Source organism: Pantoea sp. WMus005 (genome assembly GCF_013415305.1).
Lineage (GTDB): Bacteria > Pseudomonadota > Gammaproteobacteria > Enterobacterales > Enterobacteriaceae > Pantoea > Pantoea rara.
This window is the reverse complement of record NZ_JACBXU010000003.1, coordinates 147,773-167,522: the sequence shown is the minus strand read 5'-3', so window position 1 is coordinate 167,522 and position 19,750 is coordinate 147,773. Positions and strand designations below refer to the sequence as shown.

The 19,750-nt window shown below is 49.9% G+C and carries 17 protein-coding genes and 1 pseudogene; 8 read left to right on the top strand and 10 right to left on the bottom strand.

The genetic code is table 11. From position 1 onward, the window contains the following. Positions 1–312: 312 nt before the first annotated feature. From HZZ01_RS13505 to HZZ01_RS13495, 3 genes are all read right to left on the bottom strand, one after another. Positions 313–1,626 carry an FAD-binding oxidoreductase gene (locus tag HZZ01_RS13505; RefSeq protein WP_179898105.1) on the bottom strand — a complete coding sequence of 438 codons (1,314 nt, stop codon included), beginning with the start codon at positions 1,624–1,626 and terminating at the stop codon, positions 313–315. Then, positions 1,571–1,720, bottom strand: a complete 150-nt coding sequence (locus HZZ01_RS13500; protein ID WP_179897859.1) for a hypothetical protein — start codon at positions 1,718–1,720, stop codon at positions 1,571–1,573. Before HZZ01_RS13500 ends, HZZ01_RS13505 begins: the two co-directional genes overlap by 56 nt. A gap of 71 nt (positions 1,721–1,791) precedes the next feature. After that, the gene (locus HZZ01_RS13495; RefSeq protein ID WP_179898103.1) at positions 1,792–2,400 is read right to left on the bottom strand and encodes a dTMP kinase; all 609 of its coding nucleotides are present in this window, start codon (positions 2,398–2,400) and stop codon (positions 1,792–1,794) included. Between the two features lie 364 nt (positions 2,401–2,764). Here HZZ01_RS13495 and HZZ01_RS13490 point away from each other — a divergent pair, with 364 nt between their 5' ends. Further along, a complete protein-coding gene (locus tag HZZ01_RS13490; RefSeq protein ID WP_255434247.1) occupies positions 2,765–3,007 on the top strand; it encodes an SseB family protein in 243 nt (80 codons plus the stop codon). 85 nt (positions 3,008–3,092) lie between these two features. On the opposite strand, the gene HZZ01_RS13485 is transcribed toward HZZ01_RS13490, so the two are convergent. After that, positions 3,093–3,623 carry a GDYXXLXY domain-containing protein gene (locus tag HZZ01_RS13485; protein WP_179898101.1) on the bottom strand — a complete coding sequence of 177 codons (531 nt, stop codon included), beginning with the start codon at positions 3,621–3,623 and terminating at the stop codon, positions 3,093–3,095. Then, positions 3,616–5,823, bottom strand: a complete 2,208-nt coding sequence (locus HZZ01_RS13480; RefSeq protein WP_179898099.1) for a DUF4401 domain-containing protein — start codon at positions 5,821–5,823, stop codon at positions 3,616–3,618. Before HZZ01_RS13480 ends, HZZ01_RS13485 begins: the two co-directional genes overlap by 8 nt. A 390-nt stretch (positions 5,824–6,213) precedes the next feature. Here HZZ01_RS13480 and HZZ01_RS13475 point away from each other — a divergent pair, with 390 nt between their 5' ends. From HZZ01_RS13475 to HZZ01_RS21100, 4 genes are all read left to right on the top strand, one after another. Further along, positions 6,214–7,572, top strand: coding sequence for an esterase-like activity of phytase family protein (locus HZZ01_RS13475; RefSeq protein ID WP_179898097.1), 1,359 nt, complete (start codon positions 6,214–6,216; stop codon positions 7,570–7,572). 604 nt (positions 7,573–8,176) lie between these two features. Then, entirely contained in the window at positions 8,177–9,835 is a 1,659-nt protein-coding gene (eptB, locus tag HZZ01_RS13470) for a kdo(2)-lipid A phosphoethanolamine 7''-transferase (protein WP_179898095.1), read from the top strand. A 326-nt stretch (positions 9,836–10,161) separates the two neighbouring features. After that, complete coding sequence (locus HZZ01_RS13465) at positions 10,162–11,295, top strand: glutathione-independent formaldehyde dehydrogenase (RefSeq protein WP_179898093.1); 1,134 nt, start codon at positions 10,162–10,164, stop codon at positions 11,293–11,295. A gap of 370 nt (positions 11,296–11,665) precedes the next feature. Then, complete coding sequence (locus HZZ01_RS21100) at positions 11,666–12,832, top strand: PAS domain-containing protein (RefSeq protein ID WP_179898091.1); 1,167 nt, start codon at positions 11,666–11,668, stop codon at positions 12,830–12,832. A gap of 240 nt (positions 12,833–13,072) precedes the next feature. On the opposite strand, the gene HZZ01_RS13455 is transcribed toward HZZ01_RS21100, so the two are convergent. From HZZ01_RS13455 to HZZ01_RS13445, 3 genes are all read right to left on the bottom strand, one after another. Then, entirely contained in the window at positions 13,073–13,699 is a 627-nt protein-coding gene (locus tag HZZ01_RS13455) for a LysE family translocator (protein ID WP_179898089.1), read from the bottom strand. Positions 13,700–13,850: 151 nt separating this feature from the next. Then, on the bottom strand, positions 13,851–15,095 hold the full coding sequence (locus tag HZZ01_RS13450; RefSeq protein WP_179898087.1) for an aromatic amino acid transporter: 1,245 nt from the start codon (positions 15,093–15,095) through the stop codon (positions 13,851–13,853). A 1,068-nt stretch (positions 15,096–16,163) separates the two neighbouring features. Next, a complete protein-coding gene (locus HZZ01_RS13445; RefSeq protein ID WP_179898378.1) occupies positions 16,164–16,550 on the bottom strand; it encodes a nuclear transport factor 2 family protein in 387 nt (128 codons plus the stop codon). On the opposite strand from HZZ01_RS13445, the gene HZZ01_RS21200 reads away from it, so the two are divergent. After that, the gene (locus HZZ01_RS21200; RefSeq protein WP_370463475.1) at positions 16,473–17,420 is read left to right on the top strand and encodes a helix-turn-helix domain-containing protein; all 948 of its coding nucleotides are present in this window, start codon (positions 16,473–16,475) and stop codon (positions 17,418–17,420) included. The genes HZZ01_RS13445 and HZZ01_RS21200 overlap by 78 nt on opposite strands. 148 nt (positions 17,421–17,568) lie before the next feature. Here HZZ01_RS21200 and HZZ01_RS13435 read toward each other — a convergent pair whose 3' ends face one another. Further along, positions 17,569–18,189, bottom strand: a complete 621-nt coding sequence (locus HZZ01_RS13435) for a protein phosphatase CheZ (protein ID WP_179898083.1) — start codon at positions 18,187–18,189, stop codon at positions 17,569–17,571. Positions 18,190–18,354: 165 nt separating this feature from the next. Next, positions 18,355–19,038, bottom strand: a complete 684-nt coding sequence (locus HZZ01_RS13430) for a hypothetical protein (RefSeq protein WP_179898081.1) — start codon at positions 19,036–19,038, stop codon at positions 18,355–18,357. Positions 19,039–19,247: 209 nt separating this feature from the next. Here HZZ01_RS13430 and HZZ01_RS13425 point away from each other — a divergent pair, with 209 nt between their 5' ends. Together HZZ01_RS13425 and HZZ01_RS13420 are read left to right on the top strand one after the other, a co-directional pair. Then, the gene (locus HZZ01_RS13425) at positions 19,248–19,559 is read left to right on the top strand and encodes a cupin (RefSeq protein ID WP_179898079.1); all 312 of its coding nucleotides are present in this window, start codon (positions 19,248–19,250) and stop codon (positions 19,557–19,559) included. Positions 19,560–19,621: 62 nt separating this feature from the next. Continuing rightward, positions 19,622–19,747 (top strand): annotated as a pseudogene (locus HZZ01_RS13420) (LysR family transcriptional regulator); the annotation flags it as partial. Positions 19,748–19,750: the final 3 nt, after the last annotated feature.

Genomic DNA, 19,750 nt, shown 5'->3' with positions numbered 1-19,750 from the left:
TTAGCTAATGTGAAGCTAAAATGAACTTATTGCTACAGTTTGTGCGGTATATGTTGGGTTTTTGTGATCTGTATCTCATTAATTAAACTGAGGTCCTGAGATTGATTAGTGTGGCTGTGGGATTGCACAACAATTTGAGAGACGCTGAACGTCTGGTATCTGACAGGAATTTATAAAATAAAAAGAGTCAGCGCCCGTTCAGTCTATCCTCTGTAATATCAGCCCTGCGTCATACGCAATCGGCTTCATCAGAAAAGGCTCAATCCGGATAGAAAGCGAACGGGTTTCCCCGTCCGTTTTTACCAGGAACAGTTACACCTCTTTTCGTCCAGAAAAACGCTCTTTCATCAGAGAAAACGCAATGCCGATATCCAGCGCCGGTGAGGGTGGCATAAAACTGGCTTTTCCCAGCGACAGCATATCTGCAATATGCGGGTTATCCTGCTTCATAATGAAATCTGCCAGCAGACTGCCCGCTACGGTCTGTTTAGAAACGCCAGCACCGTTACAGCCACCCGCTGTGCAAACAAATTTGTTCAGCATGCCCCATTCAGGCGCGCCGTTCCGCGTAACGCTGATGGTACCGGACCACGTGTGAGATAGCTTGACACTGCTCAGGGTCGGATAGACTTTATTAAATAAACGCTGATGCAGTTGAGTCGCCTGGTAAGTCTCGGCGGTACTCACCTGACCTTTAAGCGCGGGTATTACATGCTGACGAATCAGGAAGCGGCGATCTGTTGTGAAACGGAAGGTTGCTCCGGCAATGGCATTGACGGGCGTCAGCCCCCAACTCTGCATAGGAGGAAGGGTCGCGAGTTGTTCATCTGTCAGTGGATCGGTAATGCTGGCAAACGTGGCCATAGCGGCCTGACGCGAGAGTCCCGGACGCAGCTCTGGCGAGAGTGCATTGGTAGCCAGCATCACTTTTGGTGTTTTGATCACGCCAAATGGCGTCAGCACTTCAGCCACGCTGCCATAACGAATACCCAGTACTGGCGTATTATCGTAACGTTGAACATTTTCAGGTAAATAATGGTTCAGGCCGGCAATCAGCTGCGCCGGATTAATCAACACGCAACCTGGCGTGAATATTCCTTTGCTGTAAAAGCGCGTGCCGAGTTTAGGATACAGCTCTTCGCTGCTTAACATCTGCCACGACTCATTCATTAAATCGAGATGGCTGGCGTACGCTTTCAAAACACGATCGTTGCTATTCGCGGCCTGACAGTGATATTTACCGACCTGTTCCCAGTCGCACTGAAGATCATGCTGTGAAATAATCTGCTCCAGCTGACGAATGCCTTCCTGTAGCAAATTCCGGTAGGCGTTAGCCTTTTTTAATTCAGCGGTAGAGCTGCCAATGTTATGAGGCAGGCCGATAACGAAACCAGAATTCCGTGCCGATGCGCTTTCCCGCGTGCAGTGCGCCTCAACAATGATGATTTTCAGGGTGGGATTAATTTCAGCCAGGCGGCGGGCAAAGGCGACACCGGCAAATCCCGCACCGACAATGACCCAGTCGGCAGTGATATCCCCCCGCAACATGGGCTGCGGCGGAAAACACCGCTCACCCGCAGGCCAGCCCAGTTGATTTTGATTGAATGGTAATGATGCGTAGCGCAATTCCCTGTGCCTTATCTGAAAAATAAAGCCATTTTATAAATGAAAGCAGGATGGCTGTACCAGCGCTAATCTGACCATTGTTGATTTCAGACAAGTATAATTCTGGTGGAGAATTATTACTCAACAGGTAAAGAGGGGTGGACGCGTAAAGATCTTTGCAGGGCGTCAAAGCATTCTGTTGATTTCAGCGACTATCTGCATTGTTGCTTCTTCGATACTTCCTTCATTGCGACATAAAAACCAGCCATGGCTGACAACTTCCTGCTCAAAAGCACGGGTACAGGCGACATGTTCTTCCAGGCGGTGGATCACCGTACTTCCCAGCCCCCGCGAACGTACTGCGGCTCTTTCCCATGAAACCTCTGGTGCCGTGACCACCCCGACATGCAGGTCTGGTGCTCGCACGTTGTGCTCTATATTTAGCTGCACTATCTCCGCGAAAGGCACCATTCGTCGAAATGCGGCATCCGACGGATACCAGCGATCCATCAGAATAATGCAGTTCTCGGGCTGCTTAGTGAGTACGTTCTGTGAAATCCAGGCACGGCTTAAAGCAAAGCGTTCACAAATCTCCCGTTCCAGATCGACGGAGGGATCTCTGGCAAGTCGGTTGACCAGCGCCATGGATTCCGCCCTGAAGGGATCGCTTTTTTGCTCGCTAAGCCGGACCACCTTCCTGTTATCTGCTCTTAGCACTTGCGTAATGGACTCCAGCAGGGTGGTTTTACCGGTTCCCTTGGGCCCATCCAGAGTCACAAAAAGCTGACGACTCATGATCCCGATGACACGGGAGTCGGGGAGTTTATATAGCGGGTACTTGCCAAAAGCATGTTTTTACCTGATAAAGCTGAGCTTACGTCGTTCGCTGAGGCCGTGTAAGCGCATGGATTGAGATCAGTACGGTGTAGTTTAAGGGAAGCGTCAATAAAACGGAAAAAATCCCGCAAGTGTCTGTCTCTGGTTTATCTATTCAAATCCACGCCTTCATTTGAAGTAACGCGGTGTTAAAGGAAACCTCCAGCACACGCAGGAGTCTGGTGAGCAATACGCGTCTCGATTATGCTCATAGCGCCTCTTTAGATTGCTTCTATTAATCCTGTGAAAGGTGGCTTTGATGTCTGACGAAAAGTAAACCAAACTGGAGACCGCTTTAAAACTGGCGGCTGATCATCCAGCAGAACGACCTGAATTTTACCGGGTACTTTTGGCGTCATCGCTTTACCTCCCTTGTACTTCCGGACGGGAAGTGGGTGAGGGTAAAATCGAACTGAAGGCGGGTGAGAATATATCAATTCAGCTTTGGGAAAAACCGGATGGCACGCCAGTCATTCCGGTATTCAGTTCGCAGCGAAGAGAGTCGGGGGTCTGGACTTCTGGTTAATGAATTGCCAGCGACGTACAGGGTTTTAAATACCGCGCGCGAAACAGAGCTAATATTCAGTCAGACCCGTAAGCATCCCGTACCCTTAAGGCTGAATCACCTTACCCTGCTCATCAAGCAGATCCGTCAGGAGTGCCGTGCCATCGCTCCCCACCCGGAATGCTCCGAAACGGGCCTGCGCAAAACGCTCGCCATGACCTTCCTGAAAGAAATACGCGTTAGTGCCGACGGTCAGGGAACCATAATGTTGATGATATTTTACCCGCAGCTGATTTGGTTGCAGAGGCTCACCCTGATCAAATCGGGCCTGAGTCGCATGACGCTGTGCATCGAGATCAACAATCAGGGTTCCGCTGGTGGGCAGGCATGGCGCTGACAGTGTCGCACCGCAGGCCTCAGCCTGTTGATACAACGTCAACTCCAGAGGGCGGGTAAGGGCATAATTCAGTGCCATGTAGTCGCCCTGCATCAGGGATCGTGGGTCAACCGGGGCAAGAGGTAAAATCATGACCGCGCCCTGTTTCAGCAACTGCTCTTTTTGCCAGATGCTGACATTGACGGCTATCAGCGCCAGCACTATTACCGCGGCTGCCAGCCATCGGCTCTGTTCAGGCATTCTCACGGGCACCTCCAATCTGTGCAGGCAACACTTTTTTGACTCCCCATGCCAGGCCCAGTAAAACCAGACCGCCCGCCAGCAGCAGCAGGGATTTCTGCAACAGCGTCACTTCCAGGAAGTAATACCAGCCAATGACGTACAGCACCATGAAACCGCTACTGACCACCAGCAATCCCGGACTTCCCTGATAACGCGCCATCAGAATCAGCCACAAGCCCAGCCCGATACCCGGTGCGAAAAGAGCAGCAGCACCGCAGATCAGGGCCGCGGGCAGTGTGATTATCGAAAACAGCGGCTGGCCGTTCCTTCTCTGACTGAGCACACTCAGCATTAAACCTGCCGCGATCCCTGTGCCCATAGCAGACTGAAGCGTAGCAAACTGCGCAGCGGACCAGAACAAATCCGTGATAAACGCCGCGTTTATTCCCAGGAAACTCAGCATCATCAGACCAGCCGGAATGCCATACAGCAGGGGATGTACCGCGTCAGCATATTGCCCAGCCTGTAACCTCAGTTGATGGCTGACAATCCCTAGCCACAAAAATATGACCGCCGCCACCAGTATGGAAACAGCAAAGTGACCCGCCGTCGGCGACAGGGTCAGCCGGGCCAGTGAATAGCCCGCCAGAACCAGAAAAAAGGTCATGGCCGTGATGGCCATAAAACGGTAGGTGCGGTCCGGCATCGACACGGCCATCACGGCAAGAATCGGCAAGGCACACAGTGAACCAAGCATCATAAAGCTGAAGTCACTGCTCTGGATTTGCAGCAGAACGCCGAAGATCAGCCCGCACGTTGCTGCAATAGCCCACGCCAGCCCGAGGTGATGTTTACCATCACGCTCATTGCGTAACAGGCCTCGCGCAATGACGGCGAGCAGCAGTGAAGGAAGAATAAGGGTGGCAGAATTCGGATCGTCGAGTAAGTCAGCGGCATAAAGCACCAGCGCCATCAGCAACAGAATGATGATGGCTGCGATCCAGCCTCCGACACTCAGCGCAAGCCTCAGATACCAGGGCAGATCCGATGCGTGACCGCGTTGCTTAATTTCCTCAATCTGCGAGGCGCTCAGCAAACCCTGCTGACGCAAGGTGCTTGTCAGTAAGGTCAGCCTGGCAGGAACCAGATCAATTGGCCCCTTTTCAGCCAGTTTGCGTTGCCAGTTCAGCAGGATAGAACCATTTACCAGTACCCAGAAAATCATCAGTGCACCGGTCAGAAACAGGTCACCCGTGTCATAGGCCAGCAGGAATAGCTGCATGATCAGCGCGCAGCCCACAACGGTCAGACTGGCAACACCCAGCGTCAGCATGCAAAGGTCCACGTAGCGATAACGGTACAGGTAATAGCCTGCCAGCAGGGTGATCATCCAACTGACTGTAACAGACGTAACGTGGTTAGCCCCTTCCCAGTCAGAAAGATTTCCGGCCACGATGGTGGTCATCAGCAACAGTAAAAATCCTGCCATGACGCGTGAGAACCAGCGGCTTGCCAGCCAGCTCTCAGGATGATGCGTAATCGCCCGCCAGGCCAGCGCTTCCCGGACAATCAGGCAGGCTGCCAGCAGCGCCAGATAGCTGTGAAGCACAGCCGTCGGGATCCGGATAACGTTGTCAAAGACAGCGAGATCCAGCAGTGACGTGGGTAACGTGGTGTAATAGAGCTGAAACCCCAGGTTAGCGACCAGCCAGCTGCAAAACCACAGGCTGTTTTGCCGGGCAATCAGCGCCAGCGGCAAAAGAACGCATAACCAGGCCCTGAAGAGCTCCCAGCTGTCAGCTCCGGTCTGGTAAATCTGCCCGTAGAGTGCAAACAGGGCGCCGAACCCTAAACCTGCCGCCAGCAATGCGCTGCGAGCCAGCGTGCTATACCATCGCCACCAGACCAACACCGAGAGCGCGACGATCAGCAGTTCGGCCAGGGCAAATTTCGCCATCTTCGGCAGCCAGATCCAGTTCCAGGCAATAAAGAACACCGCGCCAGCAACCAGTGACAGTAAGCCCAGAAAGCAAAGCACCGGGATAAGAAACTGACGCCACTGATTATCTGACGGCCTGATACCACAGAAAGTATAGATACGCTGGCAGGTCTCCGGCGTAAGGCTTCCTGCTTTCACCAGGTCAGCGATCTGTCGGCAAAGATACGCTGCCGTCCGTGACGGCATTCCGGTTATGCCATCGGGTGCAATCTCCCTCATACTTTCCCTGCCTCTGTTTGCGGTGTGACTTTGATGATGACGTTAACCACTGCTTTTCCCTGTGATCAATCCATGAGTTGCTCTGCTGAGCAGCAGATAAGTTTGCTGCACAAATGTAACCATCTTTTCCGGGATATAACAGCGTAAATCAAAGGAGAGGGGGAACTCTGCGAGATCCATTGCATGCTTATGATCATGAGTATCGCTGACCAGAAACATCTGCGTTTACCGATGTAAGAATCCGGACCGTTGTGTCTGAACAGACTGTTTCACCCTGCTTCAGTCATGGCGAATTAATCCATCTCATAGCAGCCCATGTTTCCCAAAGATTTCATTTTTCTGTCATTTTTATTCTTTACGCTCGTAGCTTCTCTTTATGGATATAAAAATATGAAAATAAAAACTATTTCTCTGGTTATTGGTTGCGCGCTCTCTTCATCAGCATTAGCGGCACAGCCAAAGGTCGAACACTATATCGTCAGTTTTCCAGAAGGAACGCACGTAAGCTACAACGGTGCCTTCGCCAGCGCGTTTCCCCAGGGTTTGCCAGTGGGGATTGGCTCGGGTTTGCTGTTTACCGGCAGGCAGGGAGATGCGCTGACCTTCGGGACCATCACCGATCGCGGACCGAATGCCGACTCGCCTGGCGTTGGTAAACAGGAGTCAAAAACCTTCGTCACGCCAGATTTCGCGCCACTGTTGATGAATATTCGGGTGCAGAACGGCAAAGCCGAGGCTACGGATGCCCGACCGTTGCATGACGATAAGGGCAACATTAACGGATTGCCGTTGCAGGATGGCGTCATCGGAGCAACCAATGAAATCGCATTAAGCGATACGCTGAAAGTCCTGCAGGGTGATAACCGCGGTCTGGATACAGAAGGCATTGCGCCGGATGGGAAGGGCGGATACTGGCTGTGCGATGAGTATGGCCCGTTCCTGATTAACGTTGATGAGCACGGTAAAATTCTGGCGATGCATGGGCCTCAGGCAGCCGACGGTGAAAAATCTATCGCGGGCGGTCTGCCGAACATACTTAAATGGCGTCAGCCTAATCGTGGCTTTGAGGGGATCACCCGCATGCCGGATGGGCGTATCATCGCTGCGGTGCAGAGCACACTGGATATCGACGGTAAAAGTAAAAAGCAGGCGCGTTTTACACGGCTGGTTAGCTTCAATCCAGCGACCGGAAAAACCGCGATGTATGGCTATCCTGTCGACAGCGAGGCTTACAGTAAAAACAGTGACGCAAAAATTGGCGATATCGTGGCGCTCGACAATCATCACCTCCTGCTGATAGAGCAGGGCACCGACAAAAACGACGCGATGCGCAACCTTATCTATAAGGTGAATCTGAGCGAGGCTACCGAGCTTTCCGCATTTGATAAGCCTGGCGAGTATCCGGAGTTTGACGACGAGAAAACGCTGGCGAAGCGCGGTATTAAGCTCGCAGCGAAATCGCTGGTGGTCGATTTACGTCAACTCGGCTGGCAGCAGGAAAAGGCCGAAGGACTGGCATTGATCGACAATAAAATGCTGGCGGTCACCAATGATAACGACTTTGGTGTGAAAGCAGTCATTCAAAATCCGGTTGAAGGTAAGAAGCGCAAGGATTATCGGGTGACGGATCACGGAACACTGACGATAGATGATAAGCCAGTCCCAACGACTATTGGCCTGAAGCCGCTGAATAAACCTGAGGTGGACAGCGAGTTGTGGATAATAACACTGGCGGAACCGCTTAAATAAACGATCTTCCTAACCCGGGCTGTGTCCCTTAATTGCATCATCTTCTGTTAAAGAGCCGGATGCAGCAGCCCGATTTTAACACCGACAGATATTTCCCGGCCGTTTTGTCAAAGGTGTGGCAGTCCGCTACTCCTTTTACCCTTCAAACGTTTCTCTGATGCTTTGCGGCGTTAATCTTCACGGGCGAATCCTGTGCGCTGGCCGAAACAGAGTAAGTTGCAATTGCGATCGCACTACGGCCATCCGTGAACCTGATGGCATCAGAAAAGTGGTCGTTTGCTGATCGTGCATTTAGTCATCTCAATTTCTCCTGTTAATGATGCTTCCTTCGTTATTTATCCCCCCGCTTATCAGCGTATGAAGATGAAAAATTTTGAAAACGGCGTTCGTTCAGAAATTTTCAAAAGGGTAATGCCTGCAATTGCCATTCTGGAAATAACGTTATTTTTCATTGAGTTGAACTGTGATCTTGATGGCTATTATTTATTGTTACATTATAACGTAACTAAAAATGTCGCATATTTGAACCCTTTCTTTAATCTGTCGTCTCAGGACCAGTGGGTAACTGACTGATTTTAAGAATTTAAGGACGAGGTGCATCATAATGTTTCAAAGGCAGTGGCTAAAGCAATTTTACATGCCAGCATTCATTTCTTTTTATATTGGTGTCTTATTAAACACGCCTGTTTTTATCCGCCGTTATAATCAACTGCATTTTGATAATAAACTTGCGTTAACTTTCGAAGTTATAGCCGCCTTCTTTTTTGTTATGTCATTAACGCTGCTGATTTCCCTGACAGGAAAAATTCTGACACGCGTACTCCTGACGTTACTTGTTATTTTTTCAAGTGCTGCCAGTTACTACATGATATTTTATAACGTTGATATTGGTTATGGCATTATTGCTGCCGTTTTAGCAACTGACTCCTTAGATCTTTCAAAAGAGTCTGTTGGATGGCATTTTATTATCTGGTTAATCTTAGTTAGCATCCCGCCCCTGTGGGCAGTCTGGCGCGGATCGCGTACGCTTTCTGCTTCAAAAAATACAAAAAAGCGCAACTGGTATTGCAGAAGTGCTGTATTTTTCATCGCCGCTTTATGCTTCTGGCTGCCCTTAAATGTCATGGGAAAACTTCAGAACGAACAGGATAAAAAAACTAATCGAATGATGGCGAGTTATGGCGGCATTGTTGCAGGTACTTATTCTCCCTCTAACTGGTTGTCAGGCATCGGATTGCTGGCATACAGCTCGATCAGTCAGGCTGAAGATAATCATAATCTTTTCGATCCTTCCGAACATTTCCGATATGTTGCACCCAAAAAATCAGATGACTTATATATTGTGTTCATTATTGGTGAGAGCGCACGGCGTGATCATATGGGGTTATACGGTTATGCCCGCGATAATACGCCTTATCTCGATCGTGAAAAAAATCTGGTTCACCTGCAGGGTTACTCATGTGATACCTCGACCAAGCTCTCGCTCCGCTGCATGTTTGTCAGAATGGGAGGCGCATCCGAAGCACCACAGCGCACCTTAAAAGAGATGAACGTATTTACGGTAATGAAAAAGCAAGGTTTCACTGAAGACTTATACTCTATGCAAAGTGAGGCATGGTTTTATAACAAGGTTATGGCGGACAGTTACTCGCTCAGGGAATCTATTCAGGCCGAGAAACGTCACACCGGTCAGCCGGTGGATGATATGGCTCTGGTGAGTGAATTAAAGGATTCAATACAGCAGCATCCTAAAGGAAAACATATCGTCATCCTGCATACGAAAGGCTCACACTACATGTATACAGAGCGTTATCCGCGCGAATTTGCACGTTTTAAACCTGAATGTCAGGGGATCGATGATGCCTGCAGTACACAGGAGATGGTGAATTCCTATGATAATAGTCTGCTATATATGGACTACTTTATTAAACAGACACTCGATACCCTGAGAGATAAAAATGCTATCGTTTTCTACGCATCAGACCACGGTGAGTCGATTTCTGAGAATATGCATTTTCATGGTACACCGCGCGATCACGCACCCTTAGCCCAGCGCACTATTCCTGTGATGGTCTGGGCCTCTGACAAATTCCTAGAGGATAAAGATAATAACGCCTCTTTTGAAAAATTAAGACAACTGCAGGACAATAAAACACCGGTATTTCATGAAAAGCTATTTGACAGCATTTTAGGTTGCTCTGGATTTACATCACCTGATGGCGGTATTAATCCGTTAAGAAACTGGTGTTCCCATTCGCAGTAAAAGGGTGGTCAGCGCTTATAAGATTTGACTAGAAATGAAATCATCAGGAAAAGGTGAACTGAATACTTTCATTTCACCTTTTTTTTTACCTGCACTCACACTGTTCGGACTCCCGGTAATCACCGACTCCACCAGGATTCAGAAGCGTCATCTTTCTCAGACTGCCTTTGTCCGTCATCCCTGCATCAGCATGCTTCAACACAGCCAGCCAGGAAATATCCCGATTACTGTGCTGCCGATCGCGTTATCAGCCATGGCAGCTAAGCTTAGTTGACAATCACCCGGCCGGAAGAGAGTCCACTTCCGGACGCAAGCAGGAGAAGATCATGAAAGCAGTAATCTACAACGGTCCCTATGACGTAAAAGTTAAAGACGTACCTGATGCGAAAATTGTTCGTCCTACAGATGTCCTTGTCCGCATTACCACCACTAACATCTGTGGGTCTGACCTGCACATGTATGAGGGCCGGACCAGCTTTGAGCAGGGACGTATTCTGGGGCACGAAAACATGGGTGAGGTGGTTGAAATTGGCTCGGGTGTTGAGCGTATTAAGGTCGGTGACTATGTCTGTCTGCCGTTCAATATCGGATGCGGTTTTTGCGAGAATTGTGAAAAAGGTCTGACGGGATATTGCCTTACCGCCAATCCAGGTACCGCGGGAGCGGCCTATGGGTTTGCTGAAATGGGCTCCTGGGAAGGCGGCCAGGCGGAACTGCTTCGGGTTCCTTTTGCAGACTTTAACTGCCTCGTGCTACCGCCTGACGCAGCAGAAAAAGAAGATGACTATGTGATGCTCTCGGACATTTTCCCTACCGGCTGGCATGCAACAGAACTTGCCGGATTAAAGCCTGGCGAAAGCGTTGCCATTTATGGCGCGGGGCCGGTGGGTTTGATGGCTGCACACTCAGCCATCATAAAAGGGGCTTCACAGGTATTTGTTGTGGATACACATAAAGACCGTTTAGCGCTGGCAGAGAAACTGGGGGCAACGGCCATCAATGCCGTTGGTGATGAAGCCGTACAAAAAATTCTCGACCTGACGGACGGGCGTGGCACCGACTGTGGCTGTGAATGTGTAGGTTATCAGTGCTGTAACAAACATGGCCATGAAGACAATTCAGTCACCATGAACAGTCTCGTTACGTCAACGAAAGCAACCGGGGGAATTGGTGTCGTTGGCGTATTTGTCCCTCAGGATCCGGGAGCTTCTTCGGACCTTGCCAAAGAAGGTAAGATGCCCTTTGATTTCGGGAGTTTCTGGTTTAAAGGACAGGCAATCCGCACCGGTCAGGCTAATGTCAAAGCCTATAATCGTCAGTTGTCACGTCTGATTCATCAAGGTAAAGCCAGCCCGGGAGACATAATCTCACACCGTCTTTCGCTTGCAGAAGCGCCTGCGGGATATAAGCATTTTGACGACCGCGATGAAGGATGGACGAAGGTTATCCTGAAGCCATAACATAAGTTGGCCGGTAAGCAAAAACCACAGAAATGCTGAAGTGCCGACGGGATACCATTGCGTATCCCGTCATTATATTTTTCTGCAGCAATCAGCCGCTCTGACTCTCGTAAGCCACTTATTAAACAGGCATTCCGTTCTGTTTTTTTATCATCACATCACATCGTGTAGCCCTGGAATGCTTCTGTTCTCTGTTTTAAAAGAGACCGGCTTCCCATAACCGCGTGCAGCGCCGGGCCTTGCATTAAATCATCTGCAGCCCATGCCGCTAAAACAAACAATAGAAAATTTAACGATTTATCTCGCTTATATAAGCTGTGATATGGCCGATAACATGACTGTTATTTATTTTTTCTCACCGGGAGCCGTCATGTTAGGTAAATTATTCAAAAAATCACCCTCCGCCGCAGAGGTCATTTCATCCACAGTGCCTGAAGTGTTAATTGAAGAGTTCCAGCCACGTAGTCAGCTACCCGAACGTCTGGACAGCTTTTTGGCCCTGCTGCCAGAAGTGTTATGGATATGTGAGGGTAAAGACATTAACGAGAGCACGCCGCTATGGATTTCATCGGCAGCGTCGTTAGGTTTGTCACGTGGAAGCAGTAATACCACGACGCTCTCAGCGCTCTGTTCCCTTGTTCATGAAGAAGATAAAAGCCATTTCAGGCATCTTTTACGAAACACGCAGGCCCCTGTTTCTCGCGACGTAAAGCAAAAATGCCGTTTTAAGACAGCGGGCGGAAGTTATGAGTGGTTTCAGGTGGCTGTAAAACGTGAGCGCAACCCGGACAGCCAGAGTCAAAGACTGACAGGAATGTTGCTGAACATTAACGATGATGTTGCGCACGAAAGTGAATACGACATTGCCATGACCCGTTTCAACCTGTCACGTGAAATGCTGAATGACGGCCTCTGGGATCTTCAGATTATTAATGGTGACCCCTTACATCCGAAAAATGTGTTCTGGTGGTCTCCACAGTTCAGGAAACTGCTCGGATTCGAAACTGTTGAAGAGTTTCCTGATGTGATAGACAGCTGGGCTTCGCGTCTACACCCGGACGACAGCCATCACACGCTGGATGCCTTTATAAAACACCTTAACGATCATTCAGGCGCAACAGGTTATGACGTTGACTACCGCGTTAAACTCAAAAACGGCAATTATCGATGGTTCCGGGCCCGCGGTCAGACCCGACGCGACAAAGACGGCGTACCTTTGCGGGCGGTCGGGGCCCTGATTGATATCCAGACACTGAAAGACCGGGAAGCCCAGGCTGAGCATGAACGTCAGCGAAGGCATGAGGCTGCGGCCTCTGTCAGTGAAATTGCTGATTTGGTCTCCGAAAATGCAAATATCGCTGCTCAAATCAAACTCATCTCATTGAACGCCAGCATTGAAGCCGCAAGAGCAGGGGTACAGGGGCGGGGCTTTTCCGTCATTGCCAGTGAAATTCGCGAACTGGCGGACAGAACCGCTGAGATAACTGAAAACATAAGCCGTCTGCAGGTCCGGCTGGATGCCTCCTCGCGCCTTTAACGATCATTATTGCGCTAGTCGGTTTAATAGCACATTGACTGGTCTGGTCCCGGAAGTGTGCTCTTTAATTAAACAGAAACCGAATTGTTGATGTGCAAAGCTCGCATCAGATCTGACCGCGTTTACCACATCAGCTTCTGGCAAACCGCTGACAGACACGCAGGGTTATCTGCGCTAAAAGTGGTAAGCCGACACAGGGCGAAAAAGCCGCCTGATGGCGGCTTTTATCTCGACAGAAGCTTAGGTGCCGCTTTTACGATACAAAGCAACAGACCCGGCGAGGACTAACAGAAACGACCCGCTAATGCGGTTCATCCATCTGATGCCACGGGCTTTCAGAAGATGAAGGGATTTCTTACCCAGCATGGCATAACCCAACATTACTGCCACATCAATTGAAACGATCACTGCCGCCAGGCTTGCATACTGCGGCAACGCTGGCTGTGCCGTACTGACGAACTGAGGAAGCAGTGCAGTCATGAAGATGTAATATTTAGGGTTGCTCATAGCGACAAAAAAGCTTTTAAAAAAAAGCAGTCTTCGCGTCGGAGCCGTGGCTTCCGAACCGTCTGGCAAAGCCGTTTCCGAAGAAAGCAACATCCGCAGGCCGATATAAGCAAGCCATGCAGCACCGACCCACTTCAGAGTGACAAAAAGCGTTTCCGAAGCCGCTAAAACAACACCAAGCCCCAGTCCGACCAGCGCAACCAGAAGGATATCCGCTGCTGCAGCGCCAATAATGCCCCAGCAGGCCCGCCTGATGCCAAAACGAGCCGCATTATTGAGAGCCAGCAGTACGGTAGGGCCGGGAGTTACGATACCGGCAGACATTATCAGGGCAAACGCCATGAGGGCAGATAAAGACATACAGTAAACCTCGCCAAAAATATCATTATACCAGGAGCAGCAGGTGAGGACTACACGCGACCTGACCGGCTGTTCAGAGGGTTCATATTAAACAGCATCCCCGGCTACTCTATATGCGAATTGATGATGCCAGTAATGCATTCTGATGACGTCAAAACACAGGCAGTAAATCAAATTCACTAAGTGTCCATGACAGGGTATTCAGGGCTGCGAATGTCATTATCATGCCCAACTGTAGCCCATCCCATTGGCTGCTTTGATAGCCGGAAGAAAGGCGGGATTTCATTTTCAGATGTAGCAGCCCCGGCACAATGACTGCCCATATTGTTGCGAGTAACCCGGCATACCCAATTGCCGCGACAAACCCAGCGGGAAAAAGCAAAGATAAACTCAAGGGCGGCAGGAAGGTGATCGCTATGGCTTTGAGGCGTCCTGTTCGGGTCGTGGCAATACCGAAGCGGTCGCTGATGTAGTCCACAAGGCCCGCCGTGACACCCACAAATGAACAGATAACGGCAAAATGTGAGAACGTCGAGAACAGCAGTGACATCCCGGGCGTATAACCACGCAGACTAAACGCGTGCATCAGCGCGGCAATGTCGCCACCCTGACTGGCAATCTCCGGAAAGGCTGAGCGGGGAAGGTTACCCATGGTGCATATTATCCAGAAGAGGTAGATAACAAGCGCCATAGCTGTGCCTGTGCACAGGCATCTTTTGACACGCTGGTGATTGCCACTGTAATAGCTAATCAGCCCGGAAATGTTTCCATGATAGCCGAATGACGCGAGGCAGAATGGCACGATGCCGAGCATATAGGGCCAGTACGATCCCGAAGAATTTTGACTGTCTGACAGGTAGTCCACATTCACGGTGGTTAATAATCCACCAAACAAAGTCAGCAACAAAATAATTTTTGTGACAAGCAGAACAGACATTATCCGGCCGATGCTGCTGGTACCTGACCAGACGATCGCGGCCACCGTCACGCTTAAAATAACTTTGGCTTCGGAAGATGACACCGTTTTGCCGGTCAGCTTGCTCAGAGAGTGGTCATAAACGGGTCCGATCGCTGATATATAAGCATACGTCAAAATGCCCAGTACAAAAATAAGGCTCAGGCCATTCACTTCAGCCCAGCTGCGGCCTAATAAATCACGTACGATTTTGTCGTAACCGGTTTCCAGAGGGAAATGCTGGCTCACGCGGTGAAACATCAGGCCACTAATCAACATACAGATCCAGCTGAAAGCCAGTATCAGTAACGACCAGCCAAACCATGCTCCCGCCATCACAACTGGCAGGATGAACATGCCAGCGCCAACCACCGTGCCGCAAATGATGGTCGCTCCCCAAAATACCGAGGGGGAACGTCTCAAAATTGCTGTTTCTGACATAGGGGTTTCCTGAAGGGTGAAATTTAGCGGTGAAGGATAGCGTCTATAGCAAGGGCGTGGCTAATTAACTGATGATTTTCTTGTGGTAATCAGGGTCAAAGCCTCAAGCCAGGTAAGACACGACGTCTACTCAAGCGTTTATGGCAACGACACGAGGAGCTGGCTCTGACCTCCCTTAATGCTGCTGACAACACAGAACAACCGCTATCGCTTGTCATAACTTCAGGCCAGCATTATGTATCAACCTACCTCATTATTTGTAATGTACGCTTCTGGCACAAAGCGGACGTTCGGCAGGCTAAAGTCCGCTATGAGCGAAAAGCAGATGTTGACTGCACCTTTCCTGTGCCGTCGTTTTATGTTTTCCTTCGCTTAACCATCTGAACGAGAACTCCGCCATGAAAATCTACTGGACCTACAAAAGTATCCCCGAACTGAAAGACTTATCCAGGCGGGAGCGTGGAAGGCGTTGGCGTAGCGCGTATAAATCGGCTTTCCGGCACTGGCAGACCTGGGGTAGTCTCGTTCTCGGCGGAGTCCTCGCTGGCGTGGGAGCGTACGTTGGCGGCATAGTCGGCGCCGTAATATCAGGTGGGGTGGGCGGATTTATTTACAGTCAGATCGTGACACTCGTTGTCCTGAAACATTATCGTCACCGGCTGAACGTCGAAGCCAACTAATCTTTGAAGCGTTTAAGGCTGCCAGACTCAGCAAGTTACGCATGACGGGTCTTCATTCATGCGTCTCAATGTATGCCTCGTGTTAGGAAATCATCGTCAGCCGGCTGCGCCACACGGGTCCCCCACAGCGATGAGGGCAAAAGGTCTGCGGCACGCCAATAACGCTGGCACTGCTCAGTCGCAGTGTGTTTACGGTTGCTGAAGCGCGGAGTGATGTTTAAACGCGCACACCCTCTCTTTACGCTGACCGTGAGAAATCCTGGTTGTCAAAGCGGGTGCCTTATTGCGCTAACCGAATACAGGTAATCACGCGACTGGCATAAAGCAGGTCTGCAAATGCGTAGTCTGCTATGAGCGAAAAGCGGACATTAAAATCTTTATTACTTGATTACCTGGCGCTACCTAAGTCACGGTCACTTTCCAGACCTTTAAGCATAAGTGTCGCTTCTTCGATACGAATAAATCGCCCTGAATCATCTGTTTCAGCAAACATGTAAACCTCCATATCTACTTTTTCACCATTGCGCTTATTTAACAGAACACGATGGCGGGTTGCATAGAGATTCCCATTACGTAGTTCGTCGTGCACCTCAATTTTACCGGAAGCCAGAATTTCCCGAAGTTTACGTGCATGGCGGGCAAAGCTATCTAAGCCCTCCCACTTGTTATCAGTGCGCTGCCGATAACCGGGACTAAAATGGCGATTGAGTATCACCTCCAGTGCCATCTCCTGTTTGTTGATAATCTCATCCAATACGGTAGTAATAGAAATCATTGTCATGGTCAGTCCTCAGTAAAAGTTATGAGTACTCTACAATCGACTCAATGGCTTCGGTACGGTATAAAAGACAACAAATACCTCAAATATGCCAATATGACTGATTCATTGATTCCATTAGCCCAGGCTCTTTCTTCAGATGGACCCACTTTGATTGTCGCGGCTCGCAAGTCTGATGCAATTAGGGAAACATCAAGGCACCACCACATTCGCGGACAGTTACTCGGCGCTGAACATGGGCTGCTTACGATCGATGCCGAAAATTATCGCTGGGTCGTACCGGCAACGCATGCCGTATGGATACCTCCAAATGTTCCGCATGGTCTTCTCTCGCACGGCCCCTATTCAGGATGGAGTGTTTATATATCTGCCGCGGCCTGTGGCGAATTACCTGATAAGCCTGCTGTCCTCTCAGTCACAAATCTGCTGCGTGAGGCGATAACACGAGCAGCCTCATGGAAGAATGCAGAGCTTAATGCGCCTCAAAAACGCTTATCTGGCGTTATCCTCGATGAAATAGGAACTCTTCCTAAGGTTAATCTTGGGCTGCCAATGCCGCAGGATATTCGGCTCCTCAGAGTTGCACAGGCGCTGTCAGATAACCCAGACGACGGTCGGAGACTGGAGGAATGGGCATACTGGGCGGGAGTGTCATCACGCACACTTACACGTCGATTCAGTGCTGAAACCGGTTTTAGCTTTAATGAATGGCGACAGCGCATACGGTTACTCAAGGCTCTTGAACTTCTGGCTACGGGTAAGCAAGTGACGACAGTTGCACTGGAGCTTGGGTATGACAATGTAAGTGCCTTTATTGCGTTGTTTCGCAGGGTGTTTGGCACCACACCTGCGCGGTTTAAAGTTTAAATATCTAAGCCAGTAGTTAATGTTCGCTTCTGGCACAAAGCAGGCTTTCATTCCTGATATACCTGCTCATATTAAGACCGACGGGTTGCCCTGGTGCAAACCCTCTTCTTGTTAATCGTGAGTGTTCGCCAGGTCGCTTTCTGTCGACTTACATGCCCAGACTGGCCAGCAGATCATCCACATCATCCTGACTGGCAGGCGTTTCTGATGCGGAAGCGGGTTTAGACGGCGCATTGCGCTCGGCGCTGCTATGTGAGCCTGTGTTATCACGAATGACCTGTATCAGCTGCTGCTCCGCCTGATTCAGCACGGCCATCATAGCCTGCACAATCTGTCCTGTAAGATCCTGGAACCCCTGCGACATCATAATTGCGTGCAACTGCTGTTGTGTCATACCCGTAATACGGGGAACTTCTTCCAGCAAAGCTGCAGTATCTGCCGCTAATGCCTGAGTTTGATGTTTGTCTAATGGTATCCCGGAAGTGGCATCCCAGCGTTGCGTGAGTTTTTCTGCTTTTTCGGCCAGCTCGCTTTGCAGAGGCTGCGTGATTTCCACGCTGTTGATTACGCCTTCTGCTGCTTCGCGGGTCATTGTGATGACATAACCCAGTCTTTCACGGGCGTTTGGGATGCTTCCCGCCACATCGGCAATGGTTTTATCAAGCCCCAGCTGTTGCAGACTGTCGCGAAGCTGCCGCAGGATGTAGCCAGCACGCGCCGTAATTTCGCCAATTTCCTGATGATTACTATGAATGTCGGATGGTGACATGGATGTTGTTTCCTGCGTACAGAGTTTCGATACCTGAGGTTATCGGCAGCTCTCGACAGATTTTTAAATTTCCCTGAAATTTTCCTCAAGTAAAAGTGACATGATGTAAATAAGACGGCATTGGCTGAACGTCATCAGGCTGGTGGACGCGAGAAATCGCCTCCGTTAAATCGTCAGCGGGTAGCACATCGTCCAGTTATAGTTGACCCTCGCCAGTTTTAATTGTCCTGCAACCTCGCCAAAATTAACGGCCTGGTGTTCAGAAATATACTGACGCAGAGGCGCGGGTAAAAAATCAGCGCTATAGCGCAGAACAGTGCTGTGCCAGAAGGGTGCCGGTAACGGGCTGCCGGTGTGACGCATCCGCAACTCATCTTTCCAGCGCGAATTCAGAACCTGTTCGCAAAATGACTGGCGCATGGCAATTGCAGTACTGTCAGGAGTTCCCGCAAGCAACAACTGGCTGGGCAACGCAACCAGCCGAAGATCTCGTATAACGATTCTCTTTGCATCAAATTCGGTCCAGATCTTCGTTAATTCTGCCACTTTTTCTGGTAGTGGCTCGTTTTCGTTTATGAACGGCAGAGTCAGGGGCAGGAAGGTAAAATGGAAACCCTCGATGGGAAGAACATCGGCAAGGGGGTCATCTTTCGTGAGCTGCTGTAATCCACCAATAAGACGCGAGACTTCAAGGGAAATAGAGGGCTGTATACCCGACGCAAGAGCAAGTCTGACAGGATCGTAATAACTTCCCTGTTTAATATCCCCGATTCCTGCATTTTCCGCCCAGATGGAGGCAGTGTTTTCGTTTGTTGAGCGATAGAGGTTTTGCAGACTCATCGATGACATGACAGACCTTTAGGAATGGGTATGAATACAGGCTTATTCCATCTTATTTCTGGCCGGTATTTTACGCTATTCGATTAATCCTTAAGTGACCATCTGCCCTTAAACGGACAACGCGGGGACAGATCAGGACAACAGAAGGCGGACGTATAGAATCCATCCCCACTCTTTGATATTGATGACGCTAAAGCACGTCTATTGAGGTTGAAAAGATGGATTTTTATAGCAGTAAAGAATTTACCGGCTCAAGAGCCTGGGACTCACAGCATATTGCCAGCTTCGACAATGTCAGCGTGAAACTTCACTGGACCGATCAGCCTTATAAGTGGCACATCAACGACGGACAGGAAGTTTTTGCTGTGATGGATGGATGCGTTGAAATGCAATATAAGGAACAGGGCGAAGTTAAAAGTCGGGTACTCAAAGCGGGTGATATCTTTTACGCCAGTGAAGGGACAGAGCACATTGCCCGTCCACACGGTATCGCCCGCGTGCTGGTGATTGAAAAAGAGGGTTCGGTTTAATCAGGGTGAATCATTGCCTGGCCTGATAACCCGTGACAAAACGGGATATCTCTTCTCCCGGACTGTCTGTGGTGCCGGTAACTCCTGCGATACACCGTGAGTTCGGGCTGGTCTGTTCGGCCTCCGGGAAGGCTTCTGACGTGACGCAGGCACTGCTGAAAGGCGTGCGAAAAGGGCAGGGTCAGTAAGCG

Bases quoted from the DNA above. Each gene is read 5' to 3' on its own strand.
- HZZ01_RS13495 (WP_179898103.1), bottom strand. From the start codon at position 2,400: ATGAGTCGTCAGCTTTTTGTGACTCTGGATGGGCCCAAGGGAACCGGT.
- HZZ01_RS13485 (WP_179898101.1), bottom strand. From the start codon at position 3,623: ATGCCTGAACAGAGCCGATGGCTGGCAGCCGCGGTAATAGTGCTGGCG.
- HZZ01_RS13480 (WP_179898099.1), bottom strand. From the start codon at position 5,823: ATGAGGGAGATTGCACCCGATGGCATAACCGGAATGCCGTCACGGACG.
- HZZ01_RS13475 (WP_179898097.1), top strand. From the start codon at position 6,214: ATGAAAATAAAAACTATTTCTCTGGTTATTGGTTGCGCGCTCTCTTCA.
- eptB (WP_179898095.1), top strand. From the start codon at position 8,177: ATGTTTCAAAGGCAGTGGCTAAAGCAATTTTACATGCCAGCATTCATT.
- HZZ01_RS13465 (WP_179898093.1), top strand. From the start codon at position 10,162: ATGAAAGCAGTAATCTACAACGGTCCCTATGACGTAAAAGTTAAAGAC.
- HZZ01_RS21100 (WP_179898091.1), top strand. From the start codon at position 11,666: ATGTTAGGTAAATTATTCAAAAAATCACCCTCCGCCGCAGAGGTCATT.
- HZZ01_RS13455 (WP_179898089.1), bottom strand. From the start codon at position 13,699: ATGTCTTTATCTGCCCTCATGGCGTTTGCCCTGATAATGTCTGCCGGT.
- HZZ01_RS13450 (WP_179898087.1), bottom strand. From the start codon at position 15,095: ATGTCAGAAACAGCAATTTTGAGACGTTCCCCCTCGGTATTTTGGGGA.
- HZZ01_RS21200 (WP_370463475.1), top strand. From the start codon at position 16,473: ATGGCGATTGAGTATCACCTCCAGTGCCATCTCCTGTTTGTTGATAAT.
- HZZ01_RS13445 (WP_179898378.1), bottom strand. From the start codon at position 16,550: ATGATTTCTATTACTACCGTATTGGATGAGATTATCAACAAACAGGAG.
- HZZ01_RS13435 (WP_179898083.1), bottom strand. From the start codon at position 18,189: ATGTCACCATCCGACATTCATAGTAATCATCAGGAAATTGGCGAAATT.
- HZZ01_RS13430 (WP_179898081.1), bottom strand. From the start codon at position 19,038: ATGTCATCGATGAGTCTGCAAAACCTCTATCGCTCAACAAACGAAAAC.
- HZZ01_RS13425 (WP_179898079.1), top strand. From the start codon at position 19,248: ATGGATTTTTATAGCAGTAAAGAATTTACCGGCTCAAGAGCCTGGGAC.